Source organism: Nocardia abscessus NBRC 100374 (genome assembly GCF_000308455.1).
GTDB lineage: Bacteria > Actinomycetota > Actinomycetes > Mycobacteriales > Mycobacteriaceae > Nocardia > Nocardia abscessus.
The window spans coordinates 91,913-118,410 of the sequence record NZ_BAFP01000274.1; the positions used below are offsets into that span (position 1 = coordinate 91,913).

At 67.7% G+C, this 26,498-nt stretch carries 22 protein-coding genes, 1 tRNA gene and 1 pseudogene; 13 read left to right on the forward strand and 11 right to left on the reverse strand.

The genetic code is table 11. The annotated features are described in order from the left end of the window. The first annotated feature begins 27 nt into the window (after positions 1-27). From ON19_RS37160 to ON19_RS37170, 3 genes are all read left to right on the forward strand, one after another. Positions 28-1,101: a tyrosine-type recombinase/integrase gene (locus ON19_RS37160; RefSeq protein WP_043704092.1), complete on the forward strand. Its 1,074-nt coding sequence runs from the start codon at positions 28-30 to the stop codon at positions 1,099-1,101. Then, on the forward strand, positions 1,102-1,425 hold the full coding sequence (locus ON19_RS37165; RefSeq protein ID WP_043704096.1) for a helix-turn-helix domain-containing protein: 324 nt from the start codon (positions 1,102-1,104) through the stop codon (positions 1,423-1,425). It abuts the gene before it with no gap. A gap of 432 nt (positions 1,426-1,857) precedes the next feature. Then, the gene (locus ON19_RS37170; RefSeq protein ID WP_218006552.1) at positions 1,858-3,045 is read left to right on the forward strand and encodes a site-specific integrase; all 1,188 of its coding nucleotides are present in this window, start codon (positions 1,858-1,860) and stop codon (positions 3,043-3,045) included. On the opposite strand, the gene ON19_RS37175 is transcribed toward ON19_RS37170, so the two are convergent. Together ON19_RS37175 and ON19_RS39595 are read right to left on the reverse strand one after the other, a co-directional pair. Next, positions 3,027-4,058, reverse strand: a complete 1,032-nt coding sequence (locus tag ON19_RS37175; protein ID WP_051169738.1) for a TRM11 family SAM-dependent methyltransferase — start codon at positions 4,056-4,058, stop codon at positions 3,027-3,029. The two genes, ON19_RS37170 and ON19_RS37175, sit on opposite strands and share 19 nt — an antisense overlap. A gap of 49 nt (positions 4,059-4,107) precedes the next feature. Then, the gene (locus ON19_RS39595; RefSeq protein ID WP_051169739.1) at positions 4,108-4,749 is read right to left on the reverse strand and encodes a hypothetical protein; all 642 of its coding nucleotides are present in this window, start codon (positions 4,747-4,749) and stop codon (positions 4,108-4,110) included. A 475-nt stretch (positions 4,750-5,224) separates the two neighbouring features. Between ON19_RS39595 and ON19_RS41545 the strand changes: the two genes are divergently transcribed. Both ON19_RS41545 and ON19_RS37190 read left to right on the forward strand, forming a co-directional pair. Further along, entirely contained in the window at positions 5,225-6,151 is a 927-nt protein-coding gene (locus ON19_RS41545) for a hypothetical protein (protein ID WP_157230071.1), read from the forward strand. Beyond that, positions 6,148-6,537, forward strand: coding sequence for a pilin (locus tag ON19_RS37190; protein ID WP_043704098.1), 390 nt, complete (start codon positions 6,148-6,150; stop codon positions 6,535-6,537). The genes ON19_RS41545 and ON19_RS37190 overlap by 4 nt, the downstream gene beginning before the upstream one ends. Here the strand turns inward: ON19_RS37190 and ON19_RS39605 are convergent. Continuing rightward, positions 6,524-6,892, reverse strand: coding sequence for a hypothetical protein (locus ON19_RS39605; protein WP_051169741.1), 369 nt, complete (start codon positions 6,890-6,892; stop codon positions 6,524-6,526). The two genes, ON19_RS37190 and ON19_RS39605, sit on opposite strands and share 14 nt — an antisense overlap. Before the next feature lie 10 nt (positions 6,893-6,902). On the opposite strand from ON19_RS39605, the gene ON19_RS43085 reads away from it, so the two are divergent. From ON19_RS43085 to ON19_RS37215, 4 genes are all read left to right on the forward strand, one after another. Further along, entirely contained in the window at positions 6,903-8,420 is a 1,518-nt protein-coding gene (locus ON19_RS43085; RefSeq protein WP_051169742.1) for a TrbL/VirB6 family protein, read from the forward strand. Beyond that, positions 8,417-11,248: a PrgI family protein gene (locus ON19_RS43090; protein ID WP_083899968.1), complete on the forward strand. Its 2,832-nt coding sequence runs from the start codon at positions 8,417-8,419 to the stop codon at positions 11,246-11,248. Before ON19_RS43085 ends, ON19_RS43090 begins: the two co-directional genes overlap by 4 nt. Before the next feature lie 480 nt (positions 11,249-11,728). Further along, complete coding sequence (locus ON19_RS37210) at positions 11,729-11,953, forward strand: helix-turn-helix transcriptional regulator (protein ID WP_043704100.1); 225 nt, start codon at positions 11,729-11,731, stop codon at positions 11,951-11,953. Continuing rightward, positions 11,953-13,218 carry a site-specific integrase gene (locus ON19_RS37215; RefSeq protein ID WP_043704103.1) on the forward strand — a complete coding sequence of 422 codons (1,266 nt, stop codon included), beginning with the start codon at positions 11,953-11,955 and terminating at the stop codon, positions 13,216-13,218. The genes ON19_RS37210 and ON19_RS37215 overlap by 1 nt, the downstream gene beginning before the upstream one ends. A gap of 43 nt (positions 13,219-13,261) precedes the next feature. Here ON19_RS37215 and ON19_RS37220 read toward each other — a convergent pair. From ON19_RS37220 to ON19_RS37235, 4 genes and pseudogenes are all read right to left on the reverse strand, one after another. Continuing rightward, positions 13,262-13,335: transfer RNA gene (locus tag ON19_RS37220), tRNA-Pro, on the reverse strand. A 129-nt stretch (positions 13,336-13,464) separates the two neighbouring features. Beyond that, positions 13,465-14,649 carry a cytochrome P450 family protein gene (locus tag ON19_RS37225; protein WP_051169743.1) on the reverse strand — a complete coding sequence of 395 codons (1,185 nt, stop codon included), beginning with the start codon at positions 14,647-14,649 and terminating at the stop codon, positions 13,465-13,467. 908 nt (positions 14,650-15,557) lie between these two features. Then, positions 15,558-16,277, reverse strand: coding sequence for an SDR family NAD(P)-dependent oxidoreductase (locus ON19_RS37230; RefSeq protein ID WP_043704105.1), 720 nt, complete (start codon positions 16,275-16,277; stop codon positions 15,558-15,560). Further along, positions 16,274-16,507: pseudogene (locus ON19_RS37235) on the reverse strand (GNAT family N-acetyltransferase); the annotation flags it as partial. The pseudogene ON19_RS37235 and the gene ON19_RS37230, both read right to left, overlap by 4 nt. A gap of 137 nt (positions 16,508-16,644) precedes the next feature. Here ON19_RS37235 and ON19_RS37240 point away from each other — a divergent pair. Beyond that, positions 16,645-17,469: an MBL fold metallo-hydrolase gene (locus ON19_RS37240; protein ID WP_043704109.1), complete on the forward strand. Its 825-nt coding sequence runs from the start codon at positions 16,645-16,647 to the stop codon at positions 17,467-17,469. Positions 17,470-17,507: 38 nt separating this feature from the next. On the opposite strand, the gene ON19_RS37245 is transcribed toward ON19_RS37240, so the two are convergent. Further along, the gene (locus tag ON19_RS37245; RefSeq protein WP_043704113.1) at positions 17,508-18,539 is read right to left on the reverse strand and encodes an amidohydrolase family protein; all 1,032 of its coding nucleotides are present in this window, start codon (positions 18,537-18,539) and stop codon (positions 17,508-17,510) included. A 179-nt stretch (positions 18,540-18,718) separates the two neighbouring features. On the opposite strand from ON19_RS37245, the gene ON19_RS37250 reads away from it, so the two are divergent. Genes ON19_RS37250 through mhpA form a run of 3 tightly spaced genes read left to right on the forward strand, consistent with a single transcriptional unit; the run spans position 18,719 to position 22,319 of the window. After that, positions 18,719-19,585, forward strand: coding sequence for an alpha/beta fold hydrolase (locus tag ON19_RS37250; protein WP_051169744.1), 867 nt, complete (start codon positions 18,719-18,721; stop codon positions 19,583-19,585). Continuing rightward, positions 19,582-20,610, forward strand: a complete 1,029-nt coding sequence (locus tag ON19_RS37255; protein WP_043704115.1) for a VOC family protein — start codon at positions 19,582-19,584, stop codon at positions 20,608-20,610. Before ON19_RS37250 ends, ON19_RS37255 begins: the two co-directional genes overlap by 4 nt. Further along, entirely contained in the window at positions 20,607-22,319 is a 1,713-nt protein-coding gene (gene mhpA / locus ON19_RS37260) for a bifunctional 3-(3-hydroxy-phenyl)propionate/3-hydroxycinnamic acid hydroxylase MhpA (protein ID WP_043704117.1), read from the forward strand. The genes ON19_RS37255 and mhpA overlap by 4 nt, the downstream gene beginning before the upstream one ends. 125 nt (positions 22,320-22,444) lie before the next feature. Here mhpA and ON19_RS37265 read toward each other — a convergent pair whose 3' ends face one another. The 3 genes from ON19_RS37265 to ON19_RS37275 form a co-directional block, all read right to left on the reverse strand. Further along, positions 22,445-23,065, reverse strand: a complete 621-nt coding sequence (locus tag ON19_RS37265) for a TetR/AcrR family transcriptional regulator (RefSeq protein WP_255218461.1) — start codon at positions 23,063-23,065, stop codon at positions 22,445-22,447. Positions 23,066-23,181: 116 nt separating this feature from the next. Beyond that, complete coding sequence (locus ON19_RS37270) at positions 23,182-24,405, reverse strand: alkane 1-monooxygenase (RefSeq protein ID WP_086006793.1); 1,224 nt, start codon at positions 24,403-24,405, stop codon at positions 23,182-23,184. A gap of 759 nt (positions 24,406-25,164) precedes the next feature. Beyond that, the gene (locus tag ON19_RS37275; protein WP_169334259.1) at positions 25,165-26,487 is read right to left on the reverse strand and encodes a lipase family protein; all 1,323 of its coding nucleotides are present in this window, start codon (positions 26,485-26,487) and stop codon (positions 25,165-25,167) included. Positions 26,488-26,498 lie beyond the last annotated feature (11 nt).

Consider the following 26,498-nt stretch of genomic DNA (forward strand, 5'->3'; position numbering starts at 1 on the left):
GCATAGTCCGAAGGCAAGGTGCGTGGGTTGGCTGTTTCGGTGGTCCGGGATCTGCGGTCGTATCGGCCGGCGGCGTCGCCGGAAGAACTTGAGGCGTTCGAGACCGATGTGCTGGCAGGGTTGGTGCTGGCGCGTTCGGCGGCGGGGCTGTCGGACGGAACGATCCGCGGCGATGTGAGCAATCTGGTGCAGGTTCGGGAGTGGTTCGGGCGTCCACTGTGGGAGATGGAAGCCGCGGACGCGGACCGATACTTCGGTCGCGAGCTGCGCCGTTCGCCGGGCGGCACGAGATTGGCTCGCGCACAGGCCTTGTCGGTGTATTTCCAGTTCCTGGAGTTGCGTCACCAGGTCGAGTTGCATGCGATGACCGGACGGGTGGTGACGTGCCCGCTCGATGAGATGAACCGGCCGCGAGGGAGCAAGGACGCCCGGCTGCGGATCCCGCCGTCGGAAGCTGAGATCACCGCGTTGTTTTCCGGATGGGCGCAGGAGCTGACGACCTGCCGCAAGTTCGCGACGGCCGCACGGAATTACGCGGCGTCGAGGTTGATGGCTGATGTCGGTGTGCGGGTCAACGAGGCCCGCCACCTCGATCTCGCCGATATCCGTTGGGATCTGGGAAGATTCGGCAAGCTGCACGTGCGCGTCGGGAAAGGTGCGCGTGGGTCGGGACCTCGGCAGCGGATGGTGCCGTTGATCAACGGGGCCGATCGGTCGCTGCGCTGGTATGTGGAGGACGTGTGGGCCCAGCTCGGTGACGATCCCGCGCGACATGGTGCGGCGTTGTTCCCGTCCGAGCGCGCCGGTCGCGGTGGCGGCCGAGGCCGGGTGGGGTACGACTCGTTGCGGGCGGGACTGGCCGAAGCGACCGCCACGCATCTGCCGTCGTGGGCGGGCAGGCTGACGCCCCACGTGCTGCGCCACTTCTGCGCATCGCAGCTGTATCTGAACGGAATGGATCTGCTGGCGATCCAGGAGATGTTCGGCCATGCCTGGGTGGCCACCACCATGCGGTATGTCCACGTGCACCGCACTCGAATCGAGGACGCCTGGATCGCGGGCCATCAGCGCGCGGCGACACGGCTGGAAGGACTGATCTGAATGCAATGGAACCTGCGCCTGGCCGCGGCCAACCGCGGCATCTGGCAAGCCTCCCAGCTGCAGCAGATGCTGGCAGAGCACGGCCTGGTGATCTCGGCGGGCAAGATGTCGCACCTGTGGTCGGGCCAGCCCGCCTCGATCAAGCTCGGCGACCTCGACGTCCTGTGCGCGGTGCTGCGATGCGAGGTGGGAGAACTGCTCATCGCGCAACCACTGCCGACGGCACGCCCTGCCGACGAAGCCGACACGGACACGGTGGCGGTCAACGCGCCACCGCCGGTGATCCCGCGCCGTCGGGACGGCCGCTCGCTGCCGCCCCGCTAACCGATGGTCGCCCGTGATCGGTCGACGGCCAGGGTGCCGCGCTCGGTGACCAGCTGTGCCGAATGTCTGGCCTGGGGTCTCACCTACGCCCAAGGCGTGTGCGACGCCTGCTATCAGTTCGCCGCCCCCGCTCGTCGCCACCCGGTCGGCGACTGTGGCGCGTGCGGGCGGTCGGTGCCGTTGAAAAACGGGTTCTGCCGGTTGTGCTGGTGTCAGGCCCGCGAGGACCGCGCCGTGTCCGCGACCGACCCGCGGGCTAAAACGGTGCTGGCACCGTATCTTCCGCTGGTTCGCTACCAGCAACTGTTTCTCGCCGACCTGTATCGCCCTCGTGCCCCGGCTCGTAGCGCACCACGTCGACACGGCGTGAAAGGACGCCCACTTAAACCCGCGCCGGCGGCTGCGGGTCGGCCGAATCCGATCGGCGCGCAGATGGTGTTGCTCAACGATCTGCCGCGCACCTACCGCTACGGCACGATCGACCTGAGATCGGGTGCAGCACCGCACAATCCGTGGTTGGCGTGGGCACTGCACCTGGCCGATGTGATGAGCGAGACCCACGGGTTCAGCCCGATGATCCGGCGCGCCTTGAACCGTAACCTGGTGATGCTGCTGGCCACCCACGCCGACACCGACACCGTCCGGTTCTCCGATTTCGATCGTGTCCTGCGTGATCGCGGCGTGAGCCGCCTGCACGTCATCGACGTTCTGTCGAGAATGGGCGTGCTCGTCGACGACCGGCCCGACACCTTCGAGCTCTGGCTCGACGCCAAACTCGCCGACCTCGCCCCCGCCATCGCCGACCTCACCCGACGCTGGGCACGCCAATTGCGCAAGGGCGGACCCCGCCGGAAACCACGCCACCCCCAGACCGTCTACATCTACGTCTCCGCCACCCGGCCCGCGCTGGCGGCATGGTCGCAGCGTTACGACCACCTGCGTGAGGTCACCCGAGAGGATGTCCGCACCCATCTCGGGGCCCTGCGCGCCGACCAGCGAATGGTCGCGCTGGTCGCGTTGCGGTCGCTGTTCACCTGGGCCAGACGCGAATCGGTGATATTCGCCAATCCCTGCGCCCGTCTCAGTCTGCACAAACCGCCACCACCGATCTGGCAACCCATGTCCGACGACGACATCGCCGCCGCGCTCGAGACCGCCCGAACCCCGCAAGCGAAGGTGTGTGTCGTACTCGCGGCCGTGCACGCTGCCCGGCCCGGCCAGATCCGCGCCCTGCAACTCCACGACATCGACCTGATCAACCGGCAGATCACCATCGCCAGGCACACCCGCCCACTCGACGACCTCACCCACCGCATCGTTTGCGAATGGCTCGACCATCGGCGCCGCCGCTGGCCCCACACCGCGAACCTCCACCTGCTCCTCAGCAAGGACACCGCCCTGCAGACCGGGCCGGTCAGCCCCACATTCCTTCGAACCCGCAACGGCCTGCCAGCGAACCTGGAGAAACTTCGAATCGACCGCCAGCTCGAGGAAGCCCTTGCCTGCGGCGGCGACCCACTGCACCTGACAGCAGTCTTCGGTCTCGACGAGACCACCGCCATCCGCTACGCCACCAACGCCCTCAAGCTCCTCCACGACATTCACGCCGCACCCTTGTGATCACCGCGAACCCAAGCATCCATCCCCGACGACGAACCAGGTATACACTTGGGTTCCGCGTGAAATCGCTTGAGTTCCAAGGAACTTCCGCATTTTTCGGGCTTGCGGAGGATGATGACGTCCTCGTGGGCGATGAGGTGCATCGGCAGCCCGGCCGCGCGCTGCTTGACGATGAAGTCGCGCTGGAAGAACGAGCTGCGGGCGATGAGCTGGCCCTCGGTGAGGCGGCCCAGCAGCGCCACGCACCGCTCCACCGGCTCCAGCCCGGCCAGCTCGCCGCAGGTGTAGAGGTGGGCGGGCAGCGGCACGAGTTCGGCGTGCTGCCGCCACGGCCGCGCGGTGATCACCACATACCCGCCCGGAGCGAGGTATTCGGCGGCCCCGGCCAGGATCTTGGTGAACCCGCTCAACAGTCTGCCGAGCCCGACGTTGGCGAGATTGCCTCGGTCGAGGATCTGGCCGTAGCGGTGGTTCTTCTTCAGCACCGGCTCTTTGCGGTTGGCGCGCACGTGCCCGTGCAAGCTGTCGCCGTAGGGCGGGGAGGTGATGACCAGCTTCGCCTGGCCGCGCAGCTCTGCCGGGATCAGCTCGCCCAGCTTGCGGGCGTCGCCGTGGTAGACCTCTGCGGCGAGATCGATCCCGGCGTCGCGGGCGAGCTCGATGTTGGTGCGCGCCAGCTCCGCCCACCGGCCCTCGTACTCCACCCCGACCGCGCGGCGACCTAGATGCAGGGACTCGACCAGGGTGGTGCCGATACCGCACATCGGGTCCAGCACGAGGTCCCCAGGCTGGGTGTAGGTGTTCACGGCGTGGGCGACGATGGCGGGGAACATCTTCGCGGGATGGGCGGTGCTGTCGGGGTGATAGCGCCCCCGGCGCTGCGCGGTGGGCGCGGTCTGGGCCGTGGCCCATACCGACACCGGTGCGACGGCCGGGCCGGTGTGTGCGGGGGTGCCGTAGTCCACGTCGGCGGTGGCGGTGGCGGTGGCGGTGGCGGTCGGTTCGAGAGTCATCGAGGCGTCCTTCGCGTGAGAGTTCCGGTGGGGCAGAGGGCGTGTGGGCTCAGCCATGGGCGGGCTGGAGGAAGACGAAGACGTCGGTGTGCGCGATGGCGTGGCGCGCGTTGCCCGAGGGAGCCGGGGCGGGAGTCGCGGTGACGATCTGCCCGGAGATGGGGGCGGCGATGATGTGCTGGAGGTAGAGCAGATCGGCGGCCTGCGCAGCAGCCACCACCGAACCGGCCGGCTCGAACAGGATCCCGGAGTCGCTGTGTCGGCAGCGGGAGAAAACGACCAGCAACCCGCCCATCGCGAGGACTTCGGTCGCGAGCGCGGTGATGTGCTCGGCGGCGGCGATCGGGTCGAGGTGATCGGCGAGCAGACTCGCGACGACCAGATCCACCGGCTCACCGCGCCAGGTTCGGTCGGTGGGGGCGTCGAGTCCGTGGCGGCCCAGATCACCGATCGTGGACAGTGCGGCGGCGGTGTCGGGCTCGATGATCCGCAACGCCCCTCGGGTGACGGGGGCGGGCCAACCGAGCAGCATTACTCGCGAACCGGGCGCGGAGAATTCGGTGATCGTGTGAACCAGCGCCCGGTCGGGCCAGCGGTCGGTGGGATCGAGCGGTTCGGGTCCGAGCGCCCACAAGGTCGAGGGAATCGCCACGGCGGCGGTGGAGCGTGGACGGCGGGAGCTGGCGGGCATTGCGGCCTCCTGAGCGAGAGAGCGGTGTGTACTCGCTTACTTCCGCCAAAAAGCCGAAATCGGGACACGACTACCCGATATTTTTCTGAGGATTTCCTGAGGTCGAAAATTGAGCCTCGGGAAGGCGATCCGTTCCCTGAAGGCTCGGAATTTTTTTGAAGAATTTTCGTGCCGGGTTGCCGACGGAGGAAGGTGCAGTATCCGGACTCTATCTGAAACATATTCGGTTCATATCCTGACTGTATCCGCAGCTTCACAAGTCCAGGTAGATGCTCGTATCCGCACGGATATCCGGCGTCCTGCTGGGGGCGTGGCGAACGGTAGCGAAATATTCGCCAACCCACCCAAGATATGACTTGGATATGTTTCAGATATGTTTTGGGGGTGGTTTGGATAGGGTTTGGGTGCGTTTCGGATATGGGCGCGAGGTGTCCTTGCGAGGTCGGAAGTTCTCGACCGAACAAGGAGATCTGTAGTGACGAATTCACACGTCGCGACATATGCAGGACCGGGCGGAAAGCCGGACTCGCCGCTGGCAGTGGTGTGGGCGGGCTTCGACCGGATGGCCGCCGAAACCCTGCCTGCTCACCCGCGCCCGATGCCGACAGCGCAGCCCGACCCCGCCACCCCGGTGCGGACCTGGGGGCAGTTGCGCGAGCGACTGTGGCACCCGGCCACCCCGATGGCAGAGGTCGACGAGATCTGGGTGTGGCTGCTGCAACGAGTCCGCGCCAAGGAGCAGGGCGCGATGCTGGTGTGCGCTGGGCTGGCCGCGCCGATGCTGTCGCGGACCGCCAGCGAGTACGTGACCGCGAGCAGCACCGCCCGCCACGACGTCGAGTCCGAAATCCTGACCGCGTTCCTGGTCCACTTGCCGCGCGTCAGCGTGGACGAGCCGGGAGTCTGGCATCGGCTGCGTTGGGGTGCCTACCGCGCCGTCCTCAAGGCGGCAACCCGTCAGCGAACCAGCGTGACGGTGGTGGGAGACCTCGACCAGGACCTGGCCCCGCTGGGGGAGCGGGTGCGGGCGATCGGGGCCGGGCCGGGGCATCCCGAGACGGTGCTGGCCCAAGCCGTGGCCGCTGGAGTGATCTCCGCCGACGCCGCCGAACTCATCGCCGCGTCGCGGTGGGAGGGCCGGTCGCTGACCGCCTTGGCCGCTGAACGTGGTGTGTCGCTGTGGAAGTTGCGCAAGCAGCGGCCCCGCGCCGAACGCGCTCTGCTCGCATGGCTGAACGACCGCGCTCGCGACGTCGACCCCGAGCGCACCAGCCCGGTCGAGGCGGCGGCGGTCACCGCCCTCGCACCACCGGATCGGTCACCGCGGAGAGGTCGCCGGCCGAACCGGAACTCGCCAGCCCCGGCACCGTCGAGCACCGAGCACGGGCAGGTGGCGGCATGAACACCAACCAGGGACATCTCAACCACGCGACGCCACGGTCGGCTCGGCATTGGCTGCGGGTGCTTGCGGTCGCGGCCACGACCGTGGTCCTGCTGGTACCGATCGCCGGATCTGCTTCGGCGGCACCACCGCACGCCGAGGTGCTGGCCATCGCCTCGTCGTTGGGGGAGGTGATCGACAACGCCCGCAACTGGTTGGTGGGCATCCTGGCCGGGCTGGCGACATTGTTCTTGACCATCGCCGGAGCCCGCTATCTGCTCGGCGGCGGTGACCCCAGCGAGATCGAGAAGGCCAAAACCGCCTTCCGCGCCGCGTGCCTGGGATACGCGCTGGCGATGCTGGCACCGGTTGTTGTCGCCGTGCTCAAGTCCATCATCGGAGCCTGACCGTGACCACCTCGGCCCAGGCACCCCCGGCACCCGCCCGGTTCTCACCTGTCGCGCGCATCGCTGCCGCCAGCGCAGCGGCGGTGCTCGCCGCGGTCCTGATCGCGCTCACCAGTTCCGCCGGGGCCGCCGCCCAACCCGCTACCCCGACACCGGCCCCGCCGGTGACCACCGCACCGGCCACACCCGCCCCGACAACCACTCCACCGACCACGACAACCCCGCGCCGGTGGGTGACACCGCCCTCGACCACCGCCCCGACACCGGCCCCGCCGACAACGACTGCACCCGGCACGACAACGGCACCGACACCCGGCTCGGGCTCGGGTTCGGCGGAGTGCGGGGTCACCAACATCAACGGTTGTGTGGAGAACGCGGTCGACGGGTTCTTCCGGCGCATCGTGGAGACCTCGCTCAACCCGCTACTGGAACTGCTCTCGCAAACCCTGCTCACCACACCCGAACCCGGGCAGATACCCGAGATCGGCACTCTGTGGAATCAGTCGTGGCAGATCGTGGTCGCGCTCTACGTCCTGGTCGTGATGGCCGCCGGGGCGTTGTTGATGATGCGCGAGAGCGTCCAAACCCAATGGTCGATCCGCGAACTCGCACCCCGCCTGGTGATCGGCTTCGGGGCCGGGGGATTGAGCATGATGATCGCCACCGGCGGAATCGGTTTCGCCAACGCCCTCGCCGGTGCGCTGGCCGGAGACGGCGTCGACTCCGGCTCGGCCGCCGACGCCCTGACCGAGCTGGCGATCACCAGCAACCAGAGCCGAGGCGTGTTCGTGCTGCTGCAACTCGCGCTGTCGGTGATGCTGCTGGTGCTGCTCATCTCCTACGTCGTGCGGGTCACGATCACGATCCTGCTGATCGTGGGCGCGCCCCTGGCGTTGATGTGTCACGGGCTGCCCGGCCTCGACGGCATCGCCCGCTGGTGGTGGCGCAGCTTCGCCGCCTGCCTGGCGATCCAGGTTGTGCAATCGCTGACGTTGGTGACCGTCCTGCGGGTCCTGCTCACCCCCGGCGGCTGGCATCTATTCGGCCCCGACGCCAACGAGATCGCCGACCTCACTGTCGCTTTGGCGTTGATGTTCGTGTTGATCAAGACGCCGATGTGGCTGTTGTCGGTGCTCGAGATCGGGCAAGGTCGCAGCTTCCTCGGGTCGATCGTGCGCGGGTTCATCGCCTACAAGACCCTCGGCATGCTCAAAGGAGCCACCTCGAGCAGTGCCCGCTCCGCCGCGTCGGGGGGATCGGCACGGCGACTTCCGCGCCCTGCCCGCGCCCCACGAGCCCCTCGCACCGCCGCCAGCAATGGGCTGCCCGATCCGTACGCGCGGGTGCGCTCGACACGGGACGGGCAGCTCATGCTGCCCCTGGAAGGAGTCCGCCGGGTCGCGCGGCAACCCAGCCCGGCACCGGCCGAGGCGACCGGCACTCCACCGCCACGTCCCACCCGGTCGGCGCGGGGACGCCAGCTCGCCTTCGACTTCCGTGAGCCCGACCCGTACCGGGGCATCCGCCCCGGGGCCGGGGGACAGTACCCGCTCCCGATCCCGGTGCGCCGGATCCGAACATCACCACCGGCTCCCGAGCCGCCGCCGCAGCGTCCCGGTCGCCGCGCAACACCGCAACAGCTCGCCTTCGACTTCACCGAGCCCACCCCGGCCGACCCGTACGCGCGCCTTCGCCCGACACGCAGCGGCCAGTACCCGCTGCCGTTCCCCGTCACCCGGGTCAAACCCGTCGCACCGCCACCGAACCCACCACAACCACCCGCACCGCCGCGTCCGGCAGGTCGGCAGCTGCATCTGCCCATGCCCGATCTGCCCGTGCGCCGCCGCGCGCCCCGCGCCCCGAGAGGAGGCACCCTCCAGTGAGCACCATCGTGCGCATCCCCGCCGACGTCGACCGCTCCGACCGGCTGCTGGGGCCCTTCACCGCCCGCCAGCTCGTTGTCCTCGCCACCACCGCCGTACTGCTGTATTCGACCTGGGCGGCGACCCGATCCCTGCTGCCTCTGTCGGTGTTCGCCGTCGCCGCTGCCTTGGTGTTCGTCGTCGTCGCGGTCGCGGTGCTCACCCGCCGCGACGGCTTGTCGGCCGACCTGCTGCTCGTGGCCGCCATCCGTCACCGCCTCCGCCCACGCCACCTCGTCCGGACTCGCGTTCAGGTGGCCCCGAAGTGGATCTCCCGCCGTGCCACCACGACCCGGTCCCGCATGCCCGCCCCGGCAGCGTTGACAACGCAGGCGGCTCGACTGCCGGAATCGGTCACCGCCAGCGGCAGTGGTGGTGTCGGGGTGGTCGACCTCGGCGCCGACGGGCTCGCCGCCATCGCTGTCGCAGGCACCCTCAATCTGAGCTTGCGCACCCCGACCGAACAGGACAGCCTCGTCGGCCAGCTTGCTGGCTGGCTACACACTCTGCGCCAACCCGTGCAAATCCTCATCCGCTCGGCCCGCCTGGACCTGACCGAGCACATCACCGGCCTGCACGCTGCCGCCGCCCAGATGTCAGCCGACCTCGCTGCGGCAGCCCTCGACCACGCCGATCACCTCACCGAACTGGCTGCCCGCGAGGACCCGGTGCACCGGCAGGTACTGCTGATCTGGCGCGAACAGACCGAGCCCCTGACCGCGACCGGACTGCGGGCTCGGTTGTCCGGCCGCAGACGCGCGGGGCGGGTGCTGTCGGGTGGTGCGCGGCGGGCGGCCGAGTCCCGGTTGCTGCGCCGGATGACCGAGGCCGCCGATGTCCTTTCCCCTCTCGGGATCTCGGTGACTGCCCTCGACAACGAGGCCGCCACCGCTGTGCTGGCCAGCTGCACCAACCCAGAGAGCGTGGTGTCCGCGGCCGCCGACATCGCCGCCACAGACACGGTCATCACTACCGACCCCGACAGCCGATCACCGGATCCGTTCGCCGAGGGCCTCGACCGGTTCGCGCCGGAGTCCCTCACCATCGGTACCCGCCATCTCGAGATGGGCTCCGACTGGAGTGCGACCCTTGCGGTTACCGGCTATCCGCGCGAGGTCACGGCCGGCTGGCTCGCGCCCTTGCTGACTCACCCGGGCAGAGTCGAGGTCGCCGTGCACGTCGAGCCGATCGACCCGGCCACTGCCGCCACCCGGCTGCGCCGCCAGCAGGCCCGCCTCGAATCCTCCCGGATGCACGATCTCGGCCGGGGCCGCCTGACCGACCCACAGATCGACGTCGCCGTCGAGGATGCCACCGACCTGTCGGCGCGCGTCGCGCGCGCCGAAGCCCGGTTGTTCCGGGTCGGGGTGTATCTGACCGTGCACGCCGAGACGGAGACCGGACTGACCGAAGAGGTCGCCGCCGTCCGCGCTCTGGCGGCGAGCCTGCTCGTGGACACCTGCACCCTGTCCTACCGGGCAGCTCAAGCCTGGGTGACCACGTTGCCCCTCGGGCTCGACCTGATCCGGGTCCAGCGGACCTTCGACACCACCGCCCTCGCCGCGGCATTCCCCTTCGACTCACCCCAACTCCCTGCCGCCGACCCCGCCCAAGCCGCCCGGCCCCAGGGCGTCCTCTACGGCCGCGACGCCGCGTCGGGGTTGTTGTTCGTGGACCGGTTCGGGCCTGAGGCTCACAACCACAACCTCGTCGTCCTCGGGCGCAGCGGTGCGGGCAAGTCCTACCTGGTCAAAACCGAGATCCTACGAGCCCTCTATCGCGGGATCGAGCAGGTCGTCATCGACCCCGAAGACGAATACCGCCGCCTCGCCGAGTCCGTGGGTGGCACCCACATCCGCCTCGGCGCACCCGGGGTCCGGCTCAACCCGTTTGATCTGGAAGTCCACATGCGGCCCGACGGCCGCCGCAGCGCCCCGGCCGATGCGCTCACCCGACGCAAGTTGTTCCTACACAGGCTGATCCAGGTGCTGCTGGGGGAACAGACCGCCGCACAGCGGGCCGCCCTGGACGCCGCGCTGGCCGCCACCTACGCCGCCGTAGGGATCACCGACGACCCCGCCACCTGGACCCGCCCCGCGCCCACGTTGAGCGGGTTGCGCGACCAGCTCGACCGGATCGGCTCGGCCGCCGCCACAGAACTGGCCGCCGGACTGCACCCCTACGTCGGCGAGGGTGCCTATGCCAGCGTGATCGACGGGCCGACCACCACCGAGCCCGAGGGCGGATTAGTCGTGTTTTCGCTACGGGAGCTGCCCGAGGAGCTGAAAACCATTGGCAACCTGTTGGTTTTGGATGCTACGTGGCGGCGGGTGTCGAATCCGGGACAGCGGCGGCCCCGCATGGTAACCGTGGACGAGGCGTGGCTGCTACTGCGCGAGCAGGCAGGAGCACAATTCCTGTTCCGGGCAGCCAAGTCGTTCCGCAAGCATTGGGCCGGGCTCACCGTCGCGACGCAGGATTGCGCTGATGTGCTGTCGACGGAGCTGGGGCGCGCGATCGTGTCCAACGCCGCGACCCAAATCCTGCTACGGCAGGCACCTCAGGCCATCGACGAGGTCGCCACCGCCTTCCAGCTCTCCGACGGCGAGAAACAGTTCCTACTCTCCGCGGCACGGGGATCGGGGTTGCTCGCGGTCACCGGCACCGACCGGGCGGTGTTCGGGTCTCTGGCCGCGCCCGCCGAAAATGCGCTCATCACCACCAATCCCGGCGAACTCGCCGATAACGACGGCGACACCGACATTGAAATCGACGCTGCTGCACCGTGACCCCCGCTCACCGACCCCCACGATCCCGAGACAGCCACGGCCCCCCCGCGGCGAACGCGACACCGATGCCGATGCGCAGGAGGAGGTGATGCTTGAGAACCGCGCAGCCTGAACCATTCGACTCTGCCCGCCCAACGAGTATATGCCCGCCGCGTCACCGCACCGGACAACCCCGACCGCCGTCCACCCGATGGTGTCCGGTCATACGGCTGGGACGTAACCCGCCCTGAATAGGCCTCTGCCGCGATAGCAGTGGGGGTCGGCCCGGACCCACACCGGATCGGTCGGCAGGGCCTTAGACCCGTTGGAGGAGAGGGTAGTTGACGACTGTGCAGATACGGAGCGTTCATGGACCCGGATGTCCGGGCGATCCGGCCACCAGGCATAGCCCCAACCCAGACACACACCCCCATTACTGGTGGGGATAGTGCACCGCGCGCTCCCCAAATCTTGGAAAAACGAACAGACAGGACTTTCGATATGGACACGGATCGTTACTTGCACCTGGACCCGACAGCCTGGTACACAACCGAGGAGGTTGCTGCGCTGCTGAAGGTGGATGCCTCCAGCCTCCGCCGCTGGCGCACCGGCCAGGCGCCGCAAGGGCCGCCGTTCGTAGCCATCTCCGATCGTGTGATCCGCTACAGCGGCGCCGACGTGATGGAGTACCTGTCGAGCAGGCGCATCGATCCGAAGGCGGCGTGATGAGCGACCGCATCGACGCCATTCCGCTCGGGGTCGCAGTCCGAGGCTATATCGAGGTCCGAGGCAAAAGCGGGATGGTTCGGGCTCGGGTCCGCTGGACCGATCCAGTGGCCAAGGCCCGGGACACGAGGTCGAAGACGTTCGAATCCCAGGAGGAAGCCGAGAACTGGATTTCGGGGATCGAGCAGGCGGCCCTGCGCGGTGTAGATCCGAAGACCGCGACTGCGACGCTGGCCGAGTACGGGAATGCGCACTGGGATACCGCGATGCGGGGCGTGGAGCCGAAGACGCTCGATCCGTATCGGGCGGGCTGGCGGCGTCGGGTGGTGCCGACACTGGGTCATCTGCCGGTCACCATGATCACAACCGGTTTGGCCGATCGGGCGGTGACGGGCTGGATCGCGGACGGCTGCGGAGAGTCCACGATCAAGAACACCTTGGCAGCACTGGCGCGGGTCCTGGATCAAGCCGTGCGCGACGAAGTGATCGATCGCAACCGGGTCGACGTGAGCGGGTGGCGTCGGCAGCTGGCGCGGCGCGAGGACGAGCTCGACGATCCGCGCGCGTTGGCGTTGCCGGATTGGGCCACGCTCGAGCAGTTGATGACGGCGCTCACGGAAGCATCGGCCGGCCGATTTCGCGGCTGGGGCGATGTGGTGATGTTCGCGGCCTGCACGGCGACCCGGATCGGGGAGGTTTCGGGTTGCAGGGTCCGGGATATCGACACCGAGCAGTGGGTGTGGACGTTGCGGCGGCAGACGACGCCGGGGCCGGGTGGATTGCAAGACAAGGGCACGAAGGGCAAGCGGTCGCGTCCGATTCCGTTGATCGAGGAGATTCGTCCGCTGATCCTCAGGCGGATCAACGAGGCGCGCGCCCGCGTTGAACGCGGCCAGGAGGAGGCGAGCGAGAAGCAGCGGCGAGAGGCGCTGTTGGATGCTCGGCTGTTCGTCGGGCCTCGGGGAGGTCGCATCCAAACGGGAGTGCTGCGGGATGCGACCCATTGGGACGAGGTTGTGACGAAGCTCGGATATGAGCATCTGCGGCGTCACGATCTCCGGCATACCGGGCTGACATGGTTCGCGGATGCCGGGGTTCCGCTGCATCGGCTTCAGCGGATCGCCGGGCACACTGATCCCAGGATCACGCAGCGGTACCTACACCCGGATATCGCGGCATTGCAGGAGGACGGCAATCAGCTGTCGCGGCACCTGCGGGGCAAGTCTGGCCCCAGATTGGCCCCAACTCTGCGGGCGGTACCGTAGGAAAAAATCCCCTCCGATGCAGGTCGGAGGGGATTTTTCTATGTCGGGCTGACAGGATTTGAACCTGCGACCACTTGACCCCCAGTCAAGTGCGCTACCAAACTGCGCCACAGCCCGTTGCGTCCGCTGTGCGGGCGCTCGAAGAGATTACCGCACGAGGGTGGGGCGGTGCTAATCGACTGGTCAGGGTGGGTTCGGGGGTGTGTCGGCCGGAACCGGGCTGTGCTGGGTGAGAAGGCTCCGGTTTCAGAACAAGGGAAGGGGTGGTGACGAGGGGAACGTCACCGGGACGGTCGCGGGCGCGCGGTGGAAGGAGTTCGGTAGCCACGTCACCTCGTCGGCGGGGATCGCCAGCCGGATTTCCGGTAGGGCGTCGAGCAATTGGTCGAGCGCTTCCTGGACGATGACCATGGCGACCGACTGGGCGGGGCAGGTGTGCGGACCGGCGCCCCACGCGAGGTGCGAACGGTTGCCCTGGCGCTCACCGGCCGCTGCCGCGGGGTCGTTGTTGCACGCCGCCAAACCGATCAGCACCGGATGATGCTGCGGCAGCCAGACGTCTCCGACGACTTGCGGCTGACTCGGATACCTGAAGCAGAAATTCGCCTTCGGCGGGTCGGTGAACAGCACTTCGTCGATCGCGTCCCGGGTGGACAGCGCTCCGCCGAGCAGTTCACCTCCGAACCGGTCATCGGTCGCCAGCAACAGCACGGTGACCGCGATCAGATTCCACGTGGGTTCGGCGCCGGTCGTGTACAACATGGTCATCTGATGCACGAGTTCGGCCTCGCTGAGCCGTGCCGGATGCTGGACCAGCCAAGAGGCCGCATCGCGTGCCGGTGCTGCGCGTTTGGTCGAGATCACCTCGAGCATCACCGCTTCGAGCGTGCGTCGGCTCGCTTCCGCCGCGTCCACGTCGACGGCGTTGCGCAGGTTCATCATCGCCGCGTACGCGTCCTCGCGGACCTCCGGCGGGAATCCCAGCACCTCCTCGAGCACCCCGATGGTGAGCGGGATCGCGTACTCGATGAGCAGATCCGCCGAACCGGCCGCGCAGAAACCGTTGATCAGGGATACCGCGGTGCGTTCCACCGTGTCGCGCAGCGTGTGCAGATCGATCCGATCGAGACTGCCGGTGACGGCGGTCCGGTAGCGGGAATGTTCGTCTCCCGTGGTCCGCGACGCGTCCGGTCGCCAGCGCATCGCCAACGGTACCGGGCACTCCGTCGGCACGCTCTGCTGCCATTGGCTCGGATCAGCCGGGAAATGCGCGGGATCGGTGAGAATGTCCAGTGCCGTGCGATAATCGACGACCAAAGTCGCCGGTATCCCCGGCGCCACCTCTACCGGAACGAGCGGACCGTGCTCGCTCCGCAATCGCTGGTACGTGGCGTGCGGGTCGGCCGCGAACTCCTCCGAATACAGCTTCACCCGCGGGCACCGTAACGATGCGGCGGAGCGGACGGGCGAGACGGTTGTCTCGTTTCATGCGAAAGAGACGATGAAATCATCGAAACAGACTCCTGAAAGCGAAGGCAAGGGTCGACGACAGGATCCGTACGGCTTCTCTGGCGCAAGCGGATCCGGCCGTGCAGGAATTAGCTGGTCCGGCTATTGCGGTAAGGTGCAGAGGGGAGGCCGCTGACACGCGACGGGTGAGAATAGTCGGCCTGCTGCGCGGGTCGTGAATCCTGGCGATCCTTGTGCCCGGTGCGACCTCGACACTTCTGAACTCCCCTGTTTACGCCGCCGGCATTTGGCGCCACGGCCGAAACCAGGCCGTCCTACCGGCCGGTCTGCCAAAAGTGTTCGACCGCAGCGTAATTCGACTAACGGTGAGCGAGCATACGCATCCCCGCCTTCGTTCGCAGCGCGAAGATTTGGACCGGCGGCGCCCTGGACGCGGCGGTCACGACGGCGCTGCTCCGACCGTCCGCGCTGACGCGAGACTGCCGCATGCCTGAACCCCGGGTCGAAGTCAGATGATGTGCGGCAGTGCGTTTTTGTGCCGTGAACAGCGCGGCCGCTGATCGCCGGTCGAATTATTCGCGGGATTCGGACGCGTCCGGATTTGCCTTTCGGGTTCGGTGATCACGCTGCCGACCGGTGTCGGCTTTGTCCGGCAACCTTTTTCGGTCGAACGATGAGGTGGGCGATGTCACATATCAGTTCCGTCAACGACACCTGGCGGTCATCGGTCGTTTACCAGTCGGCAAATTTCCGCTGAAGAAAGGGGCTACCGGCTGCGCGTGCCGAGCCGGAAGAATTGCAACGTGCTGAGCGGGCGTCGGGGCCTGCGGACGGTGCCCCGACGATGCGCATGCCCCACCCCGTGCGAGTCAGCGTGTGGTGTGAGCACCGCCGTTGAGATGAAGGGTTTGCCCGGTGATGTGGCGGGCGTGGGGCGATGCGAGGAATTCGACGAGTCCGGCGACGTCCTCGGGCAGGCCTGCCCTTTTGTTGTGGGTCGCCGCGATCAACGTCGCTCGGCGTTCATCGGTGAGCTCGCCGCGGAAGAAGTCGGTCTCGGCGATGTAGCCGGGAGACACCACGTTGACGGTGACGCCGTTCGGCGCCAGCTGGGCCGACAACCCTGCCGACCACGCAGCCAAAGCCGCCTTGGCCGCACCGTAGGAGTTCGCGGCGTATTCGGCGCCGATCGAACCGATGTTGATGACCGCCCCACCCTCCGGCAGGCGATCCCGCAACGCGGTGGTCGTCAACACCGCGCTGAGGAGGTTGGCGTCGAGGTTGGCCCGCCACTGCGCCGCGATCTGGTCGAGCGATTCCACGGGCGGCCGCCCGAGGTCGGTGTTTCCACCGGCCATGTTGACCAGCACGTCCACCGTCGGCCCGAGTTGCCCGGCCAGCCGCTGCACGTCGGCGGGATCGGTGGCGTCGCAGCGAATTCCGGTCGCACCGAGTTCGTCGGCGGTTCGTTCGACCTGGTCGTGATCCCGGCCGGTGAGCACGACGAAGTCACCGGCCGCGGCGAACCGCTGCGCGACGTGGCGCCCGATGCCCCGGCTGCCGCCGGTGACCACGATCGTGCGCGTCATCGGAGGTCCCTCGCGGGTGCGGAAGGCGCCTGCACGATGGTCAACTTCGAACGCTCCCGCAATGTGAATCCCAGCGTCTGGTACAGACTGATCGCTGTCGTGTTGTGGGCGAGCGCATGCAAAAACGGTATCTCACCGCGCGTGCGGATGCCCGCGCCGACCGCACGGATCAGACGCGAAGCGTAGCCGCGGCCACGGAACTCCGCGTCGGTGCACACAGCGCTGATCTGACAAACGGCGCAATGCGCGGAGTTGAATGCGTTCGCGCACTACGGATTTGCGATTCAGTCGGCAATCGAGATCGGTCGCGTTCGGCAGTGTAGGCGTGTAGCGTGGCTGGCCGGACGGCGCGGATAGGAGCGGACTGGTGCGTGTCCATCATTTGGATGCCGGGGGGACTCGTCCTTTCGGAGGTCGTCTGTTCGACGGCAGGCCGGGCGTGTGGCGCGAGGCCGTCGGAGCGTGTCACTGCCTGCTGCTCGAGCACTCCGCCGGGTTGATTCTGGTCGACACCGGTTACGGCGAGCAGGCTGTGACCCGGCCGGAAATTTGGGTGGGACGGCAACTCATCCGGCAGTCGAACCCGGTTCTAGACCAGCCGATCGCCCGGCAGGTCGAGGCGCTGGGCTTCTCCCGCGCCGACGTCCGGGACATCGTCGTGACGCACCTCGATCTCGATCACGCGGGTGGGCTCGCCGATTTCCCTCGGGCCACCGTGCACGTTCACCGGGCGGAGCTGGACACCGTCGAAGGGCCGTACGGCCGTCGCGAAAATTTCCGGTATCGATCGGTGCAGTTCGAACACGGGCCGAAATGGTCGGTCTACGACGAGTCCGACAGCCGCGCGGAGCGCTGGTTCGGTTTCCGGGCGGTCCGCGAATTGCGCGGCCTGCCACCGGAGATACTCATGGTTCCGCTGACCGGACACACGCGCGGTCACGTCGGTGTCGTCGTGGACACCGGGAACGGCTGGCTGTTGCACGCCGGCGACGCCTACACCTATCACGGCCAGATGCAGGAGAAGCCGTCGATGCCGTTGGGGGTGCGAGTCTTCCAACGATATGTGGACACGCAGCGGCAGTCCCGGATCGAGAACCAGCAGCGGCTACGGGAACTCGTCCGCGACAACGGTGACGAGGTGACGGTGTTCTCCGCCCACTGCGCGACGGAGTTCGAGCGACTACACCGTTGACACCGGTGCACGGCGCTGGCTGATCATCCGGGCCGGATTCAGTGCCGGGCGACCGCCCGCGCCGCGCTGCGGAACAGCCGCCGTCGAAGGTTCGCTCGTGCCCTGGCGAGCAGCGGTGGCTCCGGAGTGGGTGTGGCCTCGCCGAACTCGGGAAAAAGTGCTAAGGCGTTGTCGCGCTGAATGTTTCGTCGCGTGGCGTCGTCACAACCGGGGTAGGTGTTCAGCCCGGCGTTGAAGTAGTGGACCGCGGGTTCGGGCGCGAACGGCCAGTCGCTGCCGTAGAGCACGTGCCCGGGTTCGGCGAACGCGAGCAGGGTCGGCAGCGTGGCCGCGCTCGCCGAAAGCGCGGTGTCGAAGTAGAACCCGGCGAAGTCGTCGAGGACGTCCAGCGGGCTGTACCCGGTGTCGTTGAAGATCGCCAGCGCCATGCGGTGGGCGGCGTAGGGGACGAACCCACCGGCATGGCCGAGGATGAATCGGATGTTGGGGTAGCGACGCCGAATGCCGTTGCGCACCAGCAGAAACGCCGCCCGGGTGGTGTCGAGCAGGAAATCCGCGGCGAAGGGCGGGACGCCGGGCACGGCGGGCGCGGGCAGGTCGGCCGGGTGGACGAACGCGACGGCCGAGCGTTGGTCCAGGACGCGGAAGAGTTCGTCCTGCCCTTCTTCACCCAGGTAGGTGCCCGCCGCGTTGCCCAGCAGCACGACACCGTCGGCGTGCAGGTCATCGAGGGCGCGCCGGGCCTCGGCGGCGGCCGCCCCGACGTCGGGCAGGGGAAGGGTGGCGAAGAACCCGAACCGGTCGGGTTCGGCGTCCGCGAGCGCGGCGGAGTAGTCGTTGAGCGACCGTGCCAGTGCGGCCGCCTGTGCGGAATCGGACAGGAAGGTGGTGCCGGGAGTCGAGACCGACAGCACCGCCGAGGCGATCCCGGCCTGCGTTAGTAGCGCACGCGCCGCCTCGGGACTCCATTCGGGCAGCTCACGCCCGCCCGGGGCGGTGACACCGTGAGCGCGCAGCATCTCGGCATAGTCCGGCGGGATGAGGTGCTGGTGCACATCGATGCGGTTCATTGCGGGCAGTCCTTCCGCCGGGCGCATCGGCCTCGATGAACGCCGAAGAGGTCCGAACCCTAACTCTGGCGCACCCCGGCTCGCCATGCAACCAATTCTGATGTTTTCATCATTTTCTGCTTGACAGAGTATTTCCCCATAACTGATGATTACATCAGTTTAGCAACCTGGAGGTAGCTGTGACCATCGACAACGCCGCCGAGACCGGGCGGGTGATCCGGGTCGGCGATCGGGAGATCTTCTTCAGTGAGACCGGTGCCGGTCCGGCCGTGGTGCTCCTGCACGGGGGTGGGCCCGGCGCCGGCGGCCTGTCGAACTACGCCCGCAACGTCGAGCCGTTGGCGCGGCGGTTCCGGGTGATCGTGCCCGATATGCCGGGCTACGGGCGCTCGACCAAACGCATCGACCAGTCCGACCCGTTCGGCGACCTGGCCGCGGCGGTCGGCGGGCTGCTGGACGCCCTCGACATCGGCTCGGCGCACCTGATCGGCAACTCCTATGGCGGAGCGGCGGCATTGCGGTTGGCGATGGACCGGCCGGAGAAGGTGGGGAAGCTGATTCTCATGGGTCCCGGCGGTGTCGGCACCACGCGCGCGTTGCCGACCAAAGGCTTGCAGTCGCTGCTGTCCTATTACGGTGGCGACGGTCCGAGCCGGGCCAAACTCGCCGAATTCCTCCGCGAGTATCTGGTCTACGACGCCGGCGCCGTCACCGAAGAGATCATCGACGACCGTTATCGGGCCAGTCTCGACCCGGACGTGGTGGCCGAGCCGCCGTTGCGCCGCCCCTCGGGCCGGTCGGCGTTGCGCACCCTGTGGCGGATGGATTTCACCCGCGACCCCCGGCTGTCCCGGGTGCGCAACCCGACGCTGGTGATCTGGGGCGCCGAAGACAAGGTCAATCGTCCCTCCGGTGGGCGCATGCTCGCCGAGACCATGCCGAACTGCGACCTGTACCTGGCGGCCAGGACCGGCCATTGGGTGCAGTGGGAGCGCGCGGAGCTGTTCAACGAGCTGGCCGGTGCGTTCCTGGGAGCGACGGCATGAGCCGGTTCGCCCGGCCGGACACCGACGGGTCGGTGTTCGGTGCGGTGCACCTGGGTTATGTCGTGGTGCATTCGCGTCGGCTGGCCGACTGGCGCCGGTTCGGCGCGCTCGCGATCGGCATACACGTCGACGAACTCGGCACCGACGCGCTGCGCTTCCGCATGGACGACCGTGCCTGCCGCTTCCTGATCCGCCGCGGGACGGCCGAGGACGTCACGGCGCTGGGCTGGCAGGTCGACGACCACGAGACCTTCGACCGTATCCTCGCGCGGGTCGGCGGTCGCGGCGTGCCGATCGAGGAAGGCACCGCCGAGCAGGCGGCATCGCGCGGTGTGGAGCGGCTGTGGCGTTTTCCCGGCCCGAAGGGCATCGCCACGGAGATCTTCACCACCCCGGTGACCACACCGGAGCCGCTGCGGATGATCAGTTCCGGCTGGGTCACCGGGGAGGCGGGGATGGGCCACGTCGCGATCGTCTCCCGTGAGCCGGAATCGATGCGCGGCTACTACGACACCGTGTTCGACGCGCGGTTGACCGACTACATCGATGAGAACGTCGCCGGGTTGACGATGAAGATCCGCTTCCTGCGGGTGAACGAACGGCACCACTCGATCGCGATCGCGAACCTGCGCGGAGTGCAGATCGATCCGATTCGAACCCGGGTGCAGCACATCAACATTCAATCGGCGAGCCTGGACGACATGCTGGCCGCGTTCGGGCGGGTCACCGATCTGGGCTTCCGGATGGCGTGGTCGGTCGGCCAGCACACCAATGATCGCGAGTTGTCGTTCTATTGCGTGACGCCGTCCGGATTCGAGCTGGAGGTGGGGTGGAACCCGGTGGTGATCGGGCCGGAGCTGGAATCGACCTGGGAGCCGAGTACCTATCAGGGCATCAGCATCTGGGGTCACACCACGGTAGGGGAGACGGTACTGGACAAGTTCGCGCAGTTCCGACGAGCGCTGTGGTCGGTGCGGACACCGGAGACGACTGTTCCGGAACTGGCGGAAGGGCTGTCGCGATGAGTGTTCTCGATGTCGACGTCGTGGTGGTCGGCCTCGGCCCGACCGGTTTGACCTTGGCCAATCTGCTGGGCAGACGCGGCGTGCGGGTGCTGGTGCTGGAACGGGAGCCGGAGTACTACGGGTTGGCCCGTGCGGTCTACACCGATGACGAGGGCATGCGGATCTTCCAGACCGCCGGTGCGGCAGACGAATTGGCGGCGGACATGAACGTCGATTCGACGGTGCAGTGGGTGCGTGGGGACGGCTCGGTGCTCGCGCAGTTCCACCGGATCGATCGGCCGCTGGGCTGGCCGGTGGTCAATTTCCTGTACCAGCCGTACTTGGAGAACACCCTCGAACGGGCCCTCGACCGCTACCCGCACGTCACGGTGCGGCGCGGTCGCGAGGTCGTCGGCTTCGATCAGGATGCCGACGGTGTGAGCGTCGAGCACGCCGAGTGCCGCGGCACCGGATACGGCAGACTCCCGGCGGACACCGACCTGGGCACTGCCGAGCGGGTGCGGGCGAAGTTCCTGGTCGGCTGCGACGGTGGCCGCAGTGTGGTGCGCACCGAGCTCGGCATCGAGATGTCCGGCACCAGTTTTCCGGAACGGTGGCTGGTGGTGGATCTGAAAGCCCGTGACGGCGTCGACGCTTTCCGGCATCTGCCGTACTTCGACTTCGTGTGCGATCCCGAACTGCCGATCGTGTCCTGCCCGCAGCCGGACCGGCATCACCGGTTCGAGTTCATGCTGACGCCGACGCAGACGAAGGAGGAGATGGAGGACGCCGACACCGTGCGCCGCCACATCGCCCGTTTCGTCGACCCGGACGAGGTGCAGGTGCTGCGCAAGCTCGTCTACACCTTCAACGCCGTCGTCGCCGACCGCTGGCGGGACGGCCGGATCCTCATCGCGGGCGATGCCGCGCACATGACGCCACAGTTCATCGGTCAAGGCATGAACTCCGGGGTGCGCGACGCGGACAACCTGTCCTGGAAGCTGACCGCGATCATCGAACACGGTGCGGCGCTGGAGATTCTGGACAGTTACGAGTCCGAGCGGAGGCCGCACGCCAAGGCGATGATCGATCTGTCGGTGCTGAACAAGAAGCTCGTCTCGATAGACAACAAGGTGTTCGCGGCGGCCCGGGACATCGGGCTCACCACCGCGCTGCGCGTGCCAGGGCTCGGCGGCTGGATCCGTGGCGCGAAGATGAAGCCACGGCCGCGTTTCCGTCGCGGCGCATACCTCGGCCTGCCCCGCCGCGGGCTGCGCGGCATCGAGGGAACCCTGGCCCCGCAGCCGGATGTGCGCGACTACGACGGACGTCATCGGCGCTTGGACGAGGCGCTGGGTATCGGCTTCGCGATTTTGGGCTACGGCGTCGATCCCCGCCGGGCCTTCGGAGCCGGAGAACTGGCGATCCTGCGGAATCTCGACGCCGCTTTCGTCACCGTGTACCCGCTGGGCGGACGCCCACAGGGCAAGCCGGGCGAGGGACGCGACGACGTCATCGACGTCGAAGACCACACCGGCACGCTGACCCGGTGGTTCGGCAAGGCCGGACTGCGCACCGGCGGCGTCGTCGTGCTGCGCCCCGACCGATTCGTCTTCGGCACCGCCGCGGCCGGGCGAGGCGCGCCGTTGATCGCCGAACTCGTGCGGCAGTTGGGCGTTTCCGTACATCCCCGGGACACTGCCGGTCGGTCAGCTCGTCACCGGTGGTGAAGGAACGTCGCGGTACGAGCAGACCCGTTGAACTCGGGGACGACACCGTTTCGCCTGGTCATCGGCGTCCCCACCGCGCCGGTCGGTGATCGCGGCCGCCGAACGGGCGTCCGCGACCGCCACGTTCACAACTGCGGCTGTGGCGGAAGCTGCCCGGCCACCAGTTTCCGGGCCGCCCGCTTCGGCATGCCGAACATTCGCAGCACGTGAAAGGTCATCTCGTCCGACAGCGCCCCGGCGTCGGCATCGGGGCGGGTGTCGAGCATCTGCAACAACCCCAGCAGCGCGCCGCCTGCGGCCATCATCGCCATCTCCACGTCCATCTCCTCGAACCGGCCCGCCTCCTGCGCGGCGAGGATGTCGCGGCGTGCCCGCGGAGCCAAGCCGTCGTCCCGCGAGAGCACCGGCATTCCCGAATTCAGGACGACCCGCACCATTTCCGGGATCTGCCGCTGCAACCGCCCGGTCATGCGGAAACTGACCGCGAACACCTCGGCCGGGTCGTCGTAGAGCCGCACGATCTCGTCGCGCATCTGGGCGTAGATCTCCAGCGCCGAGCGCACCGCCTCGTCGAACAACTGCTCTTTGCTCTGGAAGTGGTTGTAGAACGAGCCGAAACCGACGTCGGCGGCATCGGTGATCTCCTGAATGCTCACCGCCGACCGGCCTTCGGCCAGAAACTTCCGCGCGGCCGCCACCAGCGCGTTGCGGGTGCGCTCCCGGCGTCGATCAGTCCGAGTACGCACCACCGGTTCCGCAGTCATCGACCTACCCCGCCTTCGCCATCAGTGCGGGAATCATAACTGATCAAAGCGTCAGTTCCACCGTGGCGGGCGCTGCCGGTCCACCCGGCGATCGGCAGTTACCGATCCGCGCCGGTCGAGAAGTGCTCCTCGTCGGCACCCGCGGACGGGATCGGCTGCTCGTCGTCTCGCTGTTGCCGGATCGGAACGACGAGCCGGCGTTTGCGGGGCATGGTGTTGATGAGGGTGGTGTCGCCGTTGTAGTGGGCGAGGACCCGGTGGTCCATGACCGCGCGCCACAGCGGTGGAATCGCGGCCAGCACAACCATCGTGGCGTAGCCCGCGGGAAGCTGGGGAGCCCGAGCGGAGCTGCGGAGGGTCTGGTAGCGGCGGCCGGGGTTGGCGTGATGGTCGCTGTGGCGCTGGAGGTGGAACAGGAAGATGTTGGTGACCAGGCGGTCGCTGTTCCAGCTGTCGCGCGGCGAGCAGCGGGCGTAGCGGCCGTCGGGGCGGCGGGCGCGCAGCAGTCCGTAGTGCTCGACGTAGTTGACCGTCTCCAGCAGGCCGGCGCCGATGAGCGCTTGGAGGGCCAGGTAGGGAATGACGACGGGGCCGAAGGCCGCGATCAAGGCGGTGAACAATGCCGCGCTCATCGCCCAGGCTTGCAGAAGATGGTTCGCCGGGCTGAGCCAGCGTTTGCCGTTGCGGGCGAGGCGCTGGCGTTCCAGCGCGAGGGCAGAGCGGAATCCGCCCATCATGGTGCGCGGGAGGAATTGCCACAGCGATTCGCCGAAGCGTGCGCTGGCCGGGTCCTCGGGCGTGGCGACGCGAACGTGGTGGCCACGATTGTGCTCGACGAAGAAGTGCCCGTACCCGGACTGGGCGAGCGCGATCTTGGCCAGCCAGCGTTCGAGGCGTTCGGCGCGATGCCCGAGTTCGTGCGCGGCGTTGATGCCGATACCGGAGACGAAGCCGAGGGTGACGGCCAAGCCGAGTTTGTCGGCCAGGCTCAACTCGTGGCTGGCCCACAGGTAGCCCGCGATGAGCAGGCCGATGAATTGAAGCGGCAGGAAAAGGTAGGTGCACCAGCGGTAATAGCGGTCGTTGGACAGCGCCTCGTAGTCTTCGTCGCGAGGGTTGCTTCCGTCGTCGCCGATGGCCCAGTCCAGCAGGGGGATCACCACCAGCACGATGATCGGACCGATCCACCAGAACACTTCCAGCCCGGTGTACACCACCAGCTGGGAAGGCAGCAATGCGCAACCCGGGGCGATCAAGCCCAGTACCCACAGGTAGCGCTTGGGATCGCGGGCTCTCGTGTGCTCGAAGATCGTCATAGTCATCTCGCCGATCCATCAGGAGAACACTCAACCGACAGTTCTGACTGCGGATAACGCAGACACCTAGCTCGCCAATCAAGGATAGCTGGAAGTTCGCTGGTTGTCGGAAATCCGTGGAAACCACCGACTGAGCGGCCACTGTCCGCCCCGTGCTCGCGCAGTGGCCCTCGGTCGGCTGGGGAATCGCCGCAAGGGTTATCGCACGCGACGCTCCACCAGCTCGAAGCCCGGTGATCGGATTCGGCAACCGCTATCTTCGCGGCCATGTCGGCGCCAACTGCACACGCGGAGTGCGCATTCGAACGGTACGGAATCGACCCGCGGCCTTCGGGCAGTCGGCGTTGTCGCCTCGGGCACGGAGCGATCCGCGCCGGATCTCCGAGTTTCACCGGTGTGCGCACCTGAGCGGCTCTGGCGGGCAGGGGTGAGCCAACTCCGACATTCGAACCTTTCTGTACCGAATTCGACCTAGCTGACGAACGGCTGAAGACTGCAACAGCAAATTTCCTGCGAATCAGACCCGCCGATTCCGGAGCCGGGCATCAGGCTGGTCCTCGGGCGTAGCCCGCCTGCCACGCCAGGGATCTGTGACGACCCGGGCAGGCAGGTCGGCCGCGGTTCGGTCGTAAGACCGAACCGCGGCCGACCACCGTGCATGGAGATCGCGGCACTACGCGACGATGTCGCGCTCCAGCGCGAGGCGCTGCGCCGAGTCTCCGATCGAGATACCGACGGTATCCGACTCGGTCGTGATTTCGCAAATCAGGGCAGTGCCCCGCAGTTGGTCGGTGCGGGCTGGTTCGCGAGCCGCTCGGTTATCCACTGCTGCGACGAGACCAGCGAGGGGAAGAACGCCAGCACGTGGGTGGCTCGCAATCCGGTGATGACGCTGGGCAGCTCGACGTTCGCGTTCAGCTGCACCGGCACGCCCGCGCCGCACCATCCGGCGGCCATCTCGCGGACGGGCACGTACGGGGCGCCCTCGTCGCTCGGGCTCGAGGAGATGAGGACGGGCACCGCCGGGTTGAGCGTGCCGACTCGTTGCTCGGTGAACGCCGACTTCAGCACGGGGGACTGATCGATCACCGCGGTGAGTGGTTGCCCGCTGGTGGTCCACTGCGACGTGTTCGGGAACTGCTGCGCCAGTCCGAGCGGTACGGCGCACTTCTCCAGGGACTCGCGCAGGATCGCCTTGCCGGTGTCGTTGAGTTCGGCCTCGAGCACCGGACGGGTTTCGGGATAGTTGGCGGCGATGCCGTTGAGGATCCAGGCGAAAGCCGGTCCGAGGGGGGCTCGGCCATCGTTGAACCCGATGAAGTACTGGTCGTCCACCACCGGCCCGCCGATGTAGGCGCCACGCACGTTCAATTCAGGGGCGTAACCCGGTTGCAATTCGGCTGCGCCCGCGGAGGCCATGCCGCCCTGGGAGTACCCGTACAGAATCACCGGTGAGCCGGGGTTGAGGCTGGTGCCCGGCAATTGCAGCGCCGCACGCGCGGAGTCGAGTAGCGCGTAGGCCTGAGATTTCCGGTTGAGGTAGTCGTGGACCGCAGGCGTGCCCAGGCCGTGGTAATCGGTCACCATCACCGCCATGCCGCGCGCCAGCAGCGTATACAGCGCCAGTACGTCGTATTCGACGATCACGTCGAACGGAGGCTGGTATTGGACGAATTGCGCGAGCAGTTTCGAAGGCGCGCATTGGTCGCCTTGCCCCTTCGTGCCGACCGCGTACGCGATCAGCGGGCGCTCACCGGGGCCGTTCCACGGCGCTGCCGGCTCCAGATACGTACCCACCACCGTTGTCCTGGCGCTGTGGGTATCGCTGCTGACGTACATGAGGCGCGTCGACGTCGCCGGGATGGATCCAGCCACTCCGGGGACCGATATCGCCAGTCGCGACGGTTCGGCGCGGATGATGGATCCCGGCGCGCCCCCGGGCTCCGCCGGCGGGATGTAGAACTCGTCGCCCGCCACCGCCTCCGCGACCGGCTCGGCCCACCCGTTGGGTGCCGCGACCGCCGCGCCCCCGGCCACGATGAGGGTTCCCGTCAGAGCTGTGGCCAATCTGAGTATTCGACTCCTCACGATGCGATCCT